The sequence below is a fragment of the Mesorhizobium sp. M0598 genome (assembly GCF_040320865.1).
Taxonomy (GTDB): Bacteria; Pseudomonadota; Alphaproteobacteria; order Rhizobiales; family Rhizobiaceae; genus Mesorhizobium.
In genome coordinates, this window is sequence record NZ_JAMYQL010000020.1 from 100,085 (window position 1) to 114,098 (window position 14,014).

Genomic DNA, 14,014 nt, shown 5'->3' on the forward strand with positions numbered 1-14,014 from the left:
GACGAGGCTCATCTGCTGGAGGAGAGCCTCGGCACTTTCAGCGGCCTGTTCGACACGCTGTTAGACACCATCCTCGAGGACATCGCCGACATGGCCGGCGACGAACTGGAGGTTGCACGGCGATGGACGGGCGCCGGCTGGGGCGCGGCACGCATGCCCAAGGTCATCGCGGCGACCGCCACCATCTCGGCGCCAGAGCGGCAACTCGAGACGCTCTATCAGCGCATCCCACTCCGCTTCCCCTATCCCGGACCCGATCTCTACCATTCCTTCTTCGCCGAACCGGCCGCGCCGCCTGCTGCAAACCCGGACGGCGTAAGCCTCGCGGCCGCGCTGCCGTTCGCTCAGGCGCCCGAGGCCACCGCACCGTGGATGCGCCTGTACGTGTCGCTCATGACCAACGACGCAACGCACACGGTAACGACGGTTGGAGTGCTCGCCGCTTTCCACGGCATCATCACCGCACTGTGGGATGGCTTGCTGGACGATGCCCGCCGGGCAGACACTATTGCCGGTCTCCGCGACGCGGTGTCGCAAGGCAGGACCGGCGACTGGCATCTCGCCGCCATCGACCGCGCCGTGGCCGAGGGCCGCGAAGCCGACATCTTGGCCCTCGTCGACCTCCACCGGATCGCACTCGCCTATGTCACCAACAAGAAGGGCGGCGACCAGATCATTGACGCGCTGAGCGCGGCGGTGGAACACGAGCATCGCCACATCAAACGGGCGCATGCCGCGTTCGATAGCCGGCTGATCTCCGGCGGCATCGACATGAAGGACATCCAGGCGGTGATGGAGGCCGCCGAGTCGCCGTTCGCCGGCACCGATTATCCCGACGTCACCCAGACCGTGCGCAACATCGTGGCGACGTCCGCCATCAGCCACGGCGGGTTGACCGCTTCAACAGCATGTTTTTCGCCGGCCTTCCGTCGGACATCGCCGAATACATCCAGACGTCGAGCCGCGTCGGGCGCACGCACGTCGGCTTCGTCATGCTGCTGCCAACGCCGCAGAACCGACGGGATCGCTATGTCGTCGAAACCCACGACATCTTTCACCGCTTCCTCGAGCGCATGATCGCGCCGCCTGCCGTCGAGCGCTGGGCCGAGAACGCGATCAAGCGGACGATGGCGTCTTATGTGCAGGCCTGGGCGATGCTGAGAGAGGCGCGCGACTTCATCGCGAAGGACGATGCCCGCAAATTCGAGGTCGCGCACATGGACCAAGTCAACCGGCTAGCCGCCATGGAGCAGCGTGATCATCTCGCCTTCACCAAGGCTCTGGTCGAGTTCATGTTGCGCGCCAGCGGTTTCGCCGGGAAGGGTACGGCGCACCTCGGCGCGCCGCATTACGAGGAATTCTACCACGGCCTCGTCGACAAGCAGGTCGAGAACTTCGCGCGTGACATCTCGAGCAGGGGAACGATCTCGAGCCTGCGCGACTATTGGAAGGACCTGCCCGCGTTCAAGCCACCTATGACATCGCTACGCGACGTCGACGAGGCAGGATACATCGTCGCCGCCGCGCGCGATCCCCTTGCGAAGGGGAAGACGACGGATGTCGACAGGCGCGACCTGGCCAAGGTGATGCGCGCCATCAGGACGCAGCGTGGCAGCTCCTCGGAAATGGATGCAGATGGGGGCAGCAATGGCTGACGATAAGGGAAAAGACTGGCGCACCGCCTCGACGCGACGACCCGCCGCCTTCGGCGCCGCCCGATCGGAACCCGATCCGCTCGAGCCACCGACCATGTCGCGATCGCGCGTCCAGATCGCCGGCTCCTACGCGCCCGGCGTGCTCATGACATGGGAGGGCGGCAAGGGGATCTGCCGCTCGGCCCCGCTGGCCAACGAGGCGAAGGACCTGAAGCCGACAACCATCGCGCTGATCTTCGAGAACCTGCGCGATTCCGTCACGAACTGGCGTGACCGCGCGATCAAGGCGCTACCCGACGCCCTACCCGAACTCGTCCTCGACACGCCGTTCCGCGATTCCAAGACCGGCGAAGCGCGGGTCGAGCGCACCCATTTCCAGATGACCAGCCCGGACAAGGTCGGCTACGTCCCCTATCCGCTGCTCTACCGATGCGGCATCTGCGGATCCACCCGCGAGTTCGGAAGCGTCGGCGACCAGGCGCGGCAGCCGCTGCCGAGGAAGTGCAATGGCCACGAGGCACGCTGGACCCAGATCGATGTCGTCTACGTCCACTGGTCCGGCGACATCGAACCCCTCAGCCCCTTCAACTACAACTTCGATCCCCAGACCGGCGGCACACGCCAGATCCGCATGTGCACCTGCGGCTCCGCCAGCTTCAGGCTGCGCAACGACGCACCCGTCTTCTCGGAATGGCGATACGTCTGCGAGGGCTGCGGTGAGACCCGGCCGCTCAAGAAGGCCAACCCCGAGGTGCTTTCGCGCCTCCAGATCCAGCAGAACGACGGCGGCCGGACGTTCCAGTGGATCGAGGTCAACATGCTACCCGTCTCCTACCGGGCGAACTCGACCTGCTCCGTCCAGCGGACCAGCTTCATCGTCTTCGAGGACAGCGCCGTCGTCGAGCTGATGACCCCGACACGCCGCGACGCGCTTGTCACCCGCCTAGCCCAAATTCACGACATACCCTTCTCCGAACCTTCCGACGACGAGATCCGGGACCGGGTCGAGGCGGATCCCGCCCGCGCCGGCGAGTGGCGCGAGTATGAGACCTATCTCGACATGGCGAGGAAGGCCGAGGAAGGTGGCCGGGCCGCGGCGGCGCGCCGGCACCGCGACAACGCGCACGACCAACGCGAGGCGTGGTTCGCCGACGGGGTCGTAGAACGAGGACGGCTGGGTAGCCCCGCCGTCCTCCAGGCGATCGCAATACGCGAGGACTGGACGCGCCGCTACGACCCCATCCGCCTGACGATCCAGCACGACGCGTTTTTGCGCGAGCACATCGAGAAGGCGATGAAGGTTAACGTGGCGGTCGACGTCATGAACCCCGACATCACCCTGACGGACGTCGTCAACGATCCGGCGCGAAAGGCTAAGTATCAGGATACGGTCGGCCCGCTGCTTCGCCACATCGGCGTCGAGCGGCTCGTCCTGGTCCGCGGCCTGCCGATCTGCGAGTTCAGCTTCGGCTACACGCGGGTGTCGGCGACGCCGATCTACAAACGCGAGCACAACGGAACAGCGTCGAAATGCCGGTCCGGCTGAAGGCGTTCGATCCACTGCCGATCGCCGACAACAAGCGACCGATATACGTCACGCAGCAACTTAACGAGGCGCTATATTTCAAGCTCGACGAGGACCGGGTGCTCCGCTGGCTGGCGGCAAACCAGATCGTCGACGTGCTAGGCGACCATGTCGGTCGCGCCTATCTGGAGCGCTACGACGACTTCGGACCGTTCCTGGAGGTGTTCAAGGACAGGGAAGGTATGGGCGGCTACCCCTGCACGCTGCCGGCATACGTCTATCTCCTGCTTCACACGCTCTCGCACCAGATGATGCACTCGCTCGCGGACACGTCCGGCGTCGATCGCGACGGCATAGGCGAACACATCTTCCCCGCCGACCTGTCGTTCGTCATCTACCGACGCCGAGGCATTCCCGAAGCCCGCGCTGGACCCGCGCACGCTGCGGTGCGGATCGGGCAGCCTTTGCGATGCCCGCGGCGGCGCCTGCCCGGCCTGCGTGATGGTGTCGGAGGTCAGCTGCATCGCATCGAACCTGCTCCTGTCGCGAGCCGTGCTGAAGGGCGGAAAAGGACCCGAGTGGGAACCGAAATCTGCCCCGAACCTGATCGGCTTCTTCGATTCCTCGCTCGCCTGATGAGCGGCGAAATCCTCTTTTCGCCCAAGGCGACTGCTAGGCTGGTCGTGACCATGCCGCCGGAACCTAGCCGCCGAGCCGATGCGCTCGCCGCCGACGTCGCCAGCGAGTATGTCTCGCTTACGCGCACCACGGACGCGTTCAGGCATCTGGCCAGCCTCGCGCGCGAGCGGTTCAGCATCATGATCCCATTTATCGATAGCGTCGGCGCCGAATGGGCTGCCTAGCTGTTCGAGGCGACTAAGGCTGCCGAGCGCCGCTCGTGTTGCGCGACGCGTCCCAACTTCTGAGCTGCGGGGCCGGAGGGCCGCGTGTCGAGGCCAGCGCGACACGGATCATCGACTATGGTGACGCGAACTTGGCCAACGAAACCTTCCACGGGAAGATCGTGCTGGCCGACGGCGTCGCAGCCTATGTCGGATCGGCGAATCTGCTGAAGCGGTCGACGTCGACGATCCTCGAATGCGGGATGCTCGTCGAGGGAAGGTGCTGCTGGACGCGGTGACCACGATCGCCGACGCCGATTCGGCTGGCGACGGTTTAGGCCTGCTGATTCGCATTGTCCGCGCGCCATTCGTCGAAGGTCTCGCGCGCGACATTGGTCAGCATGCCCGCGAAGGCCGCCGGGTTCGCCGCGTAGAGCGCGTGGCGTATCTCGGTGAACGCGTTGAACTTCTCACCGCGCCCGCTGTCGAGGAACCATGCCTTGTATTGCCGTACGAGCCCTATCGTCGAACGCAGGTAGAAGTTGAACTTCCCGCGGCTGATCCCGGGATCGCGCTCGACGATGTCGGCGGTGAAACCGTCGACCTTTTTGGCCTCAAATTCGACACCGGGGAAGAAGTGGCGCGCGATGCGGAGAAGCCTAAAGGCATCCAGCGGCGCGTATTGTCCCCGCTCGATGTCGGCATCGACTGCAGGCCCCGGCGCCTCGACCCCCTGCGCGATCTCCTGGGCCTCGGCTTCGGCGTCCGGCTCGGCTTCCGCCTTCACGATCTGAAGCTCGGTCTCCTCGCGCACCTGCCGGAATTCGCGATCGGCCAGCTCGAACAGCGCAGCGAGGGTGTTGATGCGGCGCTTCAGCGCGGCGGGGATCGACTTCTTGTATTTGATCTTGTGGTCGAGCGTGCTCCAGGAATCCTGGACTACGGTGCGTATCTGCAGCTCGAAGCTGTATGGCGCGAACAGAGCATAATCTGGCATCGCGGCACGCACCCCGTCCAGCCGCAGGTCGAGGTGGAGCCCCTTGTAGCCGAACGCGTTCTCGGTGCCCTCGATCTCGGCCGTCTTGTCCGTTACGTCGATTACGTCGAGGTGCTCGCGGATGAGCTGGCCGATCGGCTCGATCTCGTCCTCGTAGAGACAGACGAGCCGAAGCCCGATCAGGTCGGTGATGTGGTCCTTGATCTCATAGGGCGTGCCGCTCTCCTCCAGGTCGCCCTGATACTTCCGCATGAACTTCTTGATCGATTCCTCGCGGTCCTTGATGCGTCCGCTCGCGCCCGCCACGTCTAGCTCAGCGTGCGCGAGGAGCGAGCCGAGCAAGGTCAGGAACGCCTCCTTCGCCTGATCGAGACGCTGGGCGTTGTCGTTGTAGTATTCACGGAAAGTGGCCTTCTCGGCTTCGAAGTCTAGCGACGGCATCTTAGAAATCCCCCTGCTCGCATCAAAGCACGCAGCTATTTCTAGGCAAGCGATTTCTGGCGGTTCGAACCGGCTTGGACCGATCGCACGCGCCACACGCTGTGCAGATCGTCTGCGCGGGATGGGGCGGAGCCGGAGGTGGTGTGGGCGTCGCGACCCATGTGGTTGGTTTTGGCGGTTGATCGCGCTTGCCACCACGTCCGATTGGTGGACTGCGCCCCATCGGCACCGTGCCTGCGCTCCGAACGCCACTTCCATGGTCGCACCCATGGCAGCAGCCACTCCAGCGGCGGCACCGCGAAGGCGATGGCCACTCGACAGACCGTCGAACTATGTCTTCTACTGACGACATCGCTAGTTCGCGGCGACACCTGCAAACAGCACGAAAGTCCCTGTTGCAGACCTCCCGCTTGGTGCCAAAGCGATCCTGAATCAATGACCGGTTTCAGGACAAGCAGTGTGTCGGCTGAACGTCTGACATTAGGCGCGTTCCCGCCTGGCAGCTTTGGGGCCGGTTGCTGACTGTCTGGTTCTGGCCGAGTAACTGAGAAAGCTGACCTTCGGGCTTCAACCCCATTTGGCCTATTTGCAATGCAAACGTCCTTTGCCAAAAAGCTGCCATTCAGCCGATCAGTCTGAATATTTTGGGTAGCGAATGAGGGGGCGAAACTATGCCGCTTTCTGCAAAGAGACGGTCCAATAATGGGTCGTGTGCTCATCTACCTTGAAAGCAAGGCCTGCAGCGCAGCCTGCGCTTTGCTCAGCGTCGATCCCAGACCTGGTTCAATCTGCACCAGGGTCCTAATATGCGACAGCACCTGCCGGGCATCATCATCCGAAAGTTCGCTGAATGCTATTTCTGTGATCCACTCACCGACAAACTCCTGCCACTCATCCCGACCTTCATGGGCTGCTGCAGCGAAGAGGCCAATCCGCATGGCATTGGTTGCATCAATGACATCTGGCGAACGTCTGAAGGCCGCCCTGACCAGAACGCGTACTTCCCGGGCAAGCTCCGGACTACGCGTCGCTGCCGCGACCATCGCCAAGCCGCTTAGGACAGGGAAAACCGACTCCGTCCTTCCCGTGTTGAGGAGGTATCTGAGGTCCCGGATGGTCTTTGCCGCCAGACCTACCAGTTCCGGACCGATCGTGAATACAAGCGAGCAGTTTACCAACGCTGCGAAAGTCGTAACATCACCAGCGGCACCTTCGAGATTCTTCCGGATTTCGGCGAAAATCTCATCAGGCGGTTCCTTTGGAGCTGAGGAACCGCCCTCCATAGGGCCTGGATTGTAGGATTGGGGAAAAGTCAGATGGGCCGCGAGTGGCTTCTCCCCGTCCAGCATGAGGGCGCGAATGGCTGGCGGCAGCTTTTCGGCATTTTCACGTGCCGCAGCAACAATCCGACCGACGAATTCATGCCTGAGCTGGTGGGGCTCGATGAAATCAGGTATCCACCGGGGTTCGCGGCGCATATCTGTTATCGTCTGAAGATAGAAATATTGACCTCGCCCGGCGTTCAGCCATTCGCCTATGTCTTCAGTCTGAACATTGTGTGCAACGAGCTGCCTTTCGATGAGGGACGCCTGGGCAAAGCTTGCCTGCCGCCGCCAGAACGGCGGGAAGCTGCGCAGGGTGCCTCTTCTGGCGAGCGAACCTTCAACAAAAATAAACAGATGAGCGCTCCCGTAAAGGCGACCTGATGTCTTGTTGGGATCATCCTGCGAAATCTGCACTGCGATGTCTGCAAGATGTGGTTCAATACCGGGAAACCGGTCGACGTGCCGCACCCCGAGTTCGAAGCCGCCGACCTGAGAAAGCCGGTCGCCGTGCGCTAAAAGCCACTCATACACCTGGGTGAGTTCCGTCGCTTCGAAACCTTCCAGATCGATGCATTTCGCAACTTGAGAATGCGAAGATAGCAGGAGGGAAAGATGCAGACCCTGAATCCTGTCCCAGTTCAGCAGATTCCTGATGTGCTGTCTGCAGGCACCCTGCAGATATTCGAGCGCGCTGGCAGAACCTGCCGGATTACCGGCAAGGCGGTGATAATACCGGGCCTCTTCCGGGACGAGTGTCGAGTTTGAAAATTCTCCACGGCTCACACCCAGCTGCAATGCTTCAGCATTGTTGACAGGGAAAAGTGCTATCTCCTCCTGTAATTGCGGGATGAATCCGTAGTCGAGTGGGCCCTGAGAGAGTTTCGCCTTCCATGTTTCCATTTCTGGCCCCGCAACGTTCGCTTCCCTTGTGAGGCGCTCAAGACCGGCCAGTCGGATCTCGGCTGATGGGTGAATGAACCAGGGTTCCGCAATGCGATGCTGGCGTTCCCCGGATGACAGCCTGATGCCTTCTTCACCTTCTGAGGTGCCGGAAACCGCTGTCCAAACAGACCCGTCTTTTGCGGTAACCTGCTGCGGACCCAATCCCGAAATGACGCGGCCCAGCGCATCATAAAGAATCCGGATGGGAAACGATCCGCCTTCACCGAGGGTCGCGCTTGATGAAATGCTCAGTCCCATCGACCGCAAAAAATCAGTGTTCCTGAACGCTGCGTCCCGTATGCTTTCAGGGAACTGGGCGAGCGCGTCGCGCGCAATGACTGCCTGGGGTATCGTCTGCTTCATTCCTGCGGCTCCGATGGTTCCGCGCTGGAAATGTCGATGATCAGCGCCTTGACCCGCTCCATGATTCCTTCAAAAACTGCCGGGTCGCTCTCCCGGACAGGCAGGAAGACGCGCTCATCGGCCCAGGCAAGAAAACGCTGCATGGCATCACGATGCCGGATGCTTGTTCCCAGAATCGCCCACGCCTGAGCCAAGTCGCGCTGCGCCCGTTTTGCATCACTGTCAATGCCGGGCAGCCGGTGATCCCATCCGTTCAGATTGCCCAGATCAAGCAGCCAGTCGCTGCGCGCCCTCGCAATGTCGTCGGGCACACCGTCCCGCCACTGTTCTTCAAGAAGCAGTTGGGCGTTCTTGCGAAGCTCCTCAATCCAGGGATGCTCTTTCGGAAGCTGCAGTGCGTCGCTCATTTTGATCCGGAGCACGCTTTCACGGATCGCCTTGAGTTCGGCTGTTTCTGTCAGAACCCCCTCCCGCACGGTGGTACCTTCGAGAGCCTTCCTGAGTTCGTCCGTCTCCACCGGGATCAGTGCGTAACCCCCGCGGCGAAGCTTCGTTCGCAGTTCAAGCTTTTCGGCCGCGGAGATTGTGTTCGCCTCTTCGATCAGGTCGAGGAGATCAAGCGTTGTCATTAACGGGCGCGACGTACCTCTGTTTTCAACGTGCATATGCTGGTTGATGAAACGGTCGTCGATCACATAGGCGTCAACGTCTGGCTGAATGCTCAGGATCGACGCGGTCGGGTGAGCGCCCACGGACGAAGGATCATCTTCCCTTTCATCAATGACCGGTCCGAGGATGATCCTGCCAACAGAAATACCCGCGGCCACAACTTTGCGGATTTCTTCATGTATCCCGATAACGGCAGTGGAATAGCTGTCGTGGCTGATGAGTGCATCAGCCTCCCGGATGACGCTGTCGGTCAGGATCAGAGTGAACCCCGCATCGTGAAGCGGTAGTATAAGCTCCAGGAGAGAGAGATAGGTTTCCGCCAGCGGATCGAGATACAGTGTTGCACCTGGTTCGATGGTGACCTGATGCGGCCATCTCTTTTCGTGAGCATCCAGGTAAGTCGATGCCTTCTCAGCTTGGCTGGTGGTAAGCCGGCCGTTATTCTTGAGAAATTCGACGAGGTCGCCGCACGCGCAGAGATGTTCTGCGTGAGCGCTCAGGTCGGCAGGCTCCTTCAGCAGTGAGCCCAGGCGATGAACCGGATACGGCCGTACAACCAGTTGCTGTGACGGTGCTTCTGGCCCGGTCACGCCCGCGTGTGCGATGAGAGTTGCAAGATCATCTCCGACCTCTTTCGAGAGCACAGGGTCGGCCTCTGTAGTCTTCTCCAGCCTGATCATTTTGCCTTCGCTCAGCTGCTGACGAAGACGTCTGGCATCTGCTACCTGACTGGGCTGATGGAACGGCCCGTCCTGACCGTCCTGTGCCATCCACGTAAGGGTCGAATGGGGTATATAAACCTGATCGAAGCTGCGCAGCGCCTTGTCGGCCAGACCGAGGAATCCGAGCGTGTACAGACCCGTCACCTCGATCGCGATCGACCGGGGGCTCACCGGGCGTTTCGTCCTTGCCCCGCTGTAACCGAAAATCATGCCCCGCTGACGGGGATCCCGTTGGTCGAGGTTCATCATCGCCGTGTACAATGTCAGTGCGATGAGTGGCCGACGCAGAAGCTGTGTGACAGCGAACATCGGAAGCTCGCCTGACACGAATTGACGCGTGACGCTGGACTCCTGATCGTCCCAGTCAGGTTTGCGGCTGACGATTTCTTCCAGCGACATGGTTCTGACCGGTCCGTCTTTACCGGACAGTGACGCGGCGGCCATCAGCCAGCCGGCGGTCTCCGGATCGTTCTCCCAGCCTCCACTTACGGCGGCTGCGTAGCAGCCGATAAGGATGCCGGGATCGTCGCTACCTTTCTGCGCTGCGGCACAGATAAACTCCCGAGACCGGGGCAGGGCGAAGCGGCCCGCGAGCTGCCCTGCACGCAGCAGGTCCGCTGCCGATCTTTCATCGCGCTCGGCCCACTCTGTGTCGAGAAGCGTTGCCAGTGCTTCCCACTGTCCACCCGTAATCAGAATATTGAACTGAAGAATCCGGTCATTCGGATGGTTGCGGCGACCGTGGAGTCTGGTGAGCTCTCCCTGTGCTTCCTTAAGATCGCCGCTTCGAAAAAGTGCCCATGCCTGTGCACCTGCAATGTCATCCGACTGGTCCCGCAGTTCGGGATACCTGCCCAGAAAGCCAAGAAGTTCGGTATCTGCCTGCAGGCGTGACAGCGCTTTCACATGCCGGAGCGCTTCCTGGAGTCCCTGCGTGTGTTCGAAGAGTTCCAGAGACCTGACGGCCAGTCTTTGCCAGTCCGACTTCCTGTCAAGCAGCTCCACCAGGGGAGCGAGGTCTTCAATGGCCCTTGACTGCTCGTAACGTGCCTCCCTGTCACTGATTGTATCGCCTCCCCGCACTTCCTCGATTAAGGCGGAAAACTTGCGGACCATCTCCGCATCAGCACCACCTTTTGCGAATTCCTCAAGCCTTGATTGAGCCTCAGCCAGCTGATCAGAACGCGCCAGCGCCTCAATCTCCATTCCCGTCATGAAGTCCGCGCTGAAATACTTATTGAGCCTTTCACGGTTCTGCTGGATGTAGCTGGCAACTTCACCCGCACTTCCGGACGCGCTCGTCAGTGAGAATCGGGCTAAGACGACCTCATAGGAATTCTCCAGCCCAAGAGCTTCCTGCCGGGCAATTTCCCGGTCTATGGCGCTGTGGTCGAGCGCGATCCCAAACTGAAGAGCCATTGGCACGTACCGGAGTGACTGCTCCGAAGCCAGCAGTTCCAGAAGGGCCTTTCTGCCTTCCTGATGACGATCCGGATCGCGTAGATCGAGCCAGACCGACCGTTCGCGGGCATGTTCGGCAGTAGGCGGGCATCCTAGGTCTCGCGCCGCCTTCTCTGCCTTGAGGTAGAGTTCTCGCGCACTCCGTCTGTGTTGTGGCGCCTCGCCAACGGTCGCCAGCGGGAAGTCTGCCCAGTCAAACGGCGGATTTTCAGCGAGGTGAGCCCTGAATGGTTCGGTGACAGCCTGAAGCAGGTGACACGCTGCGGCCTGCATTAGCAGCATTGGTGTGTGTGTGAAATCATCTTCCCTAAGAGCGCCAGCTGCATCGAGTGCCGCTTCCCACTCGGAGTTTTCCAGCTTCCTGCCAATGAAAAGCAGCTTTCCGTCGGCATCCAGATCGGCAAAGCTTATGCCGGCAGCTTCCATCCACTTGAGCGCCGCCGCCCCATCGCTTCCTCTGGTTGCGATCAGGAATCTGGCTGTGTGTGCTGCGGCTGAAGTCAACGAGGTCAGCACTGCTAGTGCTTCTGCCACCCCCACTTCTTCCTTGATCAGAAACGCTTCAGCGATGACCAGTTCGTCCTCGGTGCCCAGCCGCGCAGCTTCGCTGTGAATACGACGGGCTTCACCGATCAGCTCGTCCCTCGCTGATGATGCTTCCGGATCAGTGGAGAGGACCATTCCGACAAGCAGCCGCGAACACCAGCTCAGGCCGGCGCACCGCGTCTGAGCAGATGCGAGAGAAAGATCGCCGGTCAGAAGCTCAGTCGTCAAAAGGAGGACGTCATCTTTTGAGTTGCAGCGCCCGAAAAAACGCCGTCGCCTCAGCCTCATGATCGAATTGCGGGCGGCTTCATCGACGACATTCACCGTTCCCACCGGTCGGGCGGGCGGGGCATTTCTTACAGCTTCCAGTATTCTGTCAGCCGTCTTCCGGGTGGCTTCAGCCTCCGCTTTGACATCGGCAAGTTCGCTCTTCGGGACGATCGCCGTTTGCGGAGCCGTGAAGTCCCCAGACAAAAACTTCCGTAGATGGATGTACGTATCCGCGGTGCGGTCCTTTGGCTTCACGATGGAAATATGGTCGGCATCGATCGGAATTACGGAAGCGGAAGGCTCCAGTCCCGGATCAGAGCTGTCCTGCCCTACAATAAAAAGAAGCCCCTTCAGAGATTTTGTCTCCTGAAGCACAGTGGCCTTTATCCGTCCTCCGTGACTAAATTCGCGGAACCAGAGATTAAGATCACGCAGATGAGGGTCATTCCTCCCAAGGCCAAGCAAGGCCGCCGATGACTTGAGAATTCTCCATCGGTTTATAGCTGATGCAATCCCTGATCCGCGGTGAGGGGTGCCAATGAATGCCACTCCTCGAATACGGTTCAGCAGAGCAGCGACCTCTTCCTGATGTCTGGCCAGGCCATCGGCGCTACGTATGATCTGCTCAACGACAAGACCACCCAGGCTATGGGCGACAAACACGATGTTGCCCTGTTGCAGGTCGGGTTCGGCAAGCAGACACTGCAGCAGATTGCGCGCCCTGTCCGGGAGCGCAAGCGAATTGCCAGGCATCCAGTCAGTTCCGCGGGCCGGATAACCGAGGCTCCAGATGGCAATGCCTTCCGGAAGGTCGTCATTAAGCCAGTCCGGCCAGAATTCCTTTGATTTGCCACTCGACTGCCAGGTCGTCTCGAAATGCCCGGTTATCCCATGCACAAAGATTATCTGGGTGCGAACATTCGCAGGCTGTTTCGAGGGGCGTCTGAGATCGACCAGAGTAAACTCCGCTAAAGATTACAACGTGATTCCCGAAACGCGGATCTTACGTCAACGGGTTGGTTAGTGTCATCAAAATTGGAGAACTTGATCCCTGAGTTTGCCGCTCTGCCACCGGGCTTCGCCAGTCAGGCAGCGATTGAGGGCGCAACCCTGCCGGGACGAAAACCATCAAGGCTGCGGCCACAATGAATACTGCTGCTTTCTTGACAGTGAAGCCGACGGCGCCGGATAAAAATCCGTCGCCGGCGCTTCCTTTCCCGCCGCAAGATTTCAGCCACCTACCCACTTACTTGCTGCCGCTCGGGCAGTGCTGGCCTATCCTTTCACGCCTGGGCCTGATCGCGCATGCGGTCATATCCCAGCATCATCGTCATAGCGCCGCACCGCGGCAGACGCCTATTTCGTCGGTAAGCCGCGTATGCAAACGCGGTCGTAGGCAGCAACCGGCGACAGACGGCGGACGGCCTAGAAGGCGCCGTCCCGGCGAAGCGGCCGCCGGGGCTGCCCCGTCGCAACGTCTGCTTCTGGGCGACGGCAAAGTTTGCCTCAGCGTCTGAAAGGGGGCGCAAAGCCGACGTTGAGTTAGCAAGTTAAGGCCCAACGGATGTTCATGATATGTGCTTCGAAAGTCGCATATAATTGCAAACTGAAACCGGGTGCCAATCTCATCTTCGGCTGAGGTGATAAGGCTGGAGAATGAGCGACAAGCCGCCGCGCGTCCGGCGCGTTACGCTTCCGGAGATGGCTCTTGAAAATACTTTCCAGGAGAGGCACCGAAGGCCGCGCGAAACACCGCGATGAAGGCGATGTCGCCGACGCTTCGGCCGGCGGCGAGCCACTCCACCGCTTTGAGGAGTTTCGCCTGCTGCCGCCAGGCGCGAAAACTCATGCCAGTCTCCGACTGGAAGTGACGCTGGAGGCTGCGCGGGGACATGGCGGCGCATGACGCAATCTCATCGAGCGGCCAGTCTGCACCCGGGTCGTTCCGGATGTCTTCGGCGAGGGCCCGGAGGCGTTCGGATATCGGCGAGGGAAGAGACAACGGCGCGACCGGGCTCGCCCGGAGCTGGTCGAGAATGACAGCGACCAGTCGTTCGGCGCGGGCGATGCCGGCCTCCGCACGGGTACTTCGAGAAACGCCAGGATGAGTTCGGGCAGCAGCGGCGTCGTCCCGATCACGGAGGCATCCGAGGGGGCGTTGGTGCATCGGTCCGGACTTGAGCGGATGTCGATCTTTGAAGCGGCAGACTATGCCGTGGCCGCCTTGCGGCGGGCGGATTTCGGGCGTGCGCAGGC

At 61.0% G+C, this 14,014-nt stretch carries 8 protein-coding genes and 1 pseudogene; 5 read left to right on the top strand and 4 right to left on the bottom strand.

Annotation, left to right across the window (positions count from 1 at the left end):
• The first annotated feature begins 90 nt into the window (after positions 1-90).
• From NKI59_RS22785 to NKI59_RS22805, 5 genes are all read left to right on the top strand, one after another.
• Positions 91-1,077 (top strand): hypothetical protein, encoded by a 987-nt coding sequence (locus NKI59_RS22785; protein WP_352707044.1) that lies wholly within the window; start codon positions 91-93, stop codon positions 1,075-1,077.
• The gene (locus tag NKI59_RS22790; protein ID WP_352707046.1) at positions 993-1,655 is read left to right on the top strand and encodes a hypothetical protein; all 663 of its coding nucleotides are present in this window, start codon (positions 993-995) and stop codon (positions 1,653-1,655) included. Before NKI59_RS22785 ends, NKI59_RS22790 begins: the two co-directional genes overlap by 85 nt.
• Positions 1,648-3,201: a DUF8724 domain-containing protein gene (locus NKI59_RS22795; protein WP_352707049.1), complete on the top strand. Its 1,554-nt coding sequence runs from the start codon at positions 1,648-1,650 to the stop codon at positions 3,199-3,201. Before NKI59_RS22790 ends, NKI59_RS22795 begins: the two co-directional genes overlap by 8 nt.
• Positions 3,186-4,043: a hypothetical protein gene (locus NKI59_RS22800; protein ID WP_352707051.1), complete on the top strand. Its 858-nt coding sequence runs from the start codon at positions 3,186-3,188 to the stop codon at positions 4,041-4,043. The genes NKI59_RS22795 and NKI59_RS22800 overlap by 16 nt, the downstream gene beginning before the upstream one ends.
• A gap of 131 nt (positions 4,044-4,174) precedes the next feature.
• The gene (locus NKI59_RS22805) at positions 4,175-4,321 is read left to right on the top strand and encodes a phospholipase D-like domain-containing protein (protein WP_352707053.1); all 147 of its coding nucleotides are present in this window, start codon (positions 4,175-4,177) and stop codon (positions 4,319-4,321) included.
• Between the two features lie 35 nt (positions 4,322-4,356).
• On the opposite strand, the gene NKI59_RS22810 is transcribed toward NKI59_RS22805, so the two are convergent.
• From NKI59_RS22810 to NKI59_RS22825, 4 genes and pseudogenes are all read right to left on the bottom strand, one after another.
• A complete protein-coding gene (locus NKI59_RS22810; protein WP_352707055.1) occupies positions 4,357-5,556 on the bottom strand; it encodes a GTP pyrophosphokinase in 1,200 nt (399 codons plus the stop codon).
• Between the two features lie 623 nt (positions 5,557-6,179).
• Positions 6,180-8,090, bottom strand: coding sequence for a hypothetical protein (locus tag NKI59_RS22815; protein WP_352707058.1), 1,911 nt, complete (start codon positions 8,088-8,090; stop codon positions 6,180-6,182).
• Complete coding sequence (locus tag NKI59_RS22820) at positions 8,087-12,655, bottom strand: HTH domain-containing protein (RefSeq protein ID WP_352707060.1); 4,569 nt, start codon at positions 12,653-12,655, stop codon at positions 8,087-8,089. The genes NKI59_RS22815 and NKI59_RS22820 overlap by 4 nt, the downstream gene beginning before the upstream one ends.
• A 790-nt stretch (positions 12,656-13,445) precedes the next feature.
• A pseudogene (locus tag NKI59_RS22825) lies at positions 13,446-13,906 on the bottom strand (helix-turn-helix transcriptional regulator); the annotation flags it as partial.
• Between the last annotated feature and the right edge of the window lie 108 nt (positions 13,907-14,014).

Excerpts from the sequence above, each read along its gene's own strand:
- NKI59_RS22785 (WP_352707044.1), top strand. The coding sequence starts at position 91 with ATGGCCGGCGACGAACTGGAGGTTGCACGGCGATGGACGGGCGCCGGC.
- NKI59_RS22790 (WP_352707046.1), top strand. The coding sequence starts at position 993 with ATGCTGCTGCCAACGCCGCAGAACCGACGGGATCGCTATGTCGTCGAA.
- NKI59_RS22795 (WP_352707049.1), top strand. The coding sequence starts at position 1,648 with ATGGCTGACGATAAGGGAAAAGACTGGCGCACCGCCTCGACGCGACGA.
- NKI59_RS22800 (WP_352707051.1), top strand. The coding sequence starts at position 3,186 with ATGCCGGTCCGGCTGAAGGCGTTCGATCCACTGCCGATCGCCGACAAC.
- NKI59_RS22815 (WP_352707058.1), bottom strand. The coding sequence starts at position 8,090 with ATGAAGCAGACGATACCCCAGGCAGTCATTGCGCGCGACGCGCTCGCC.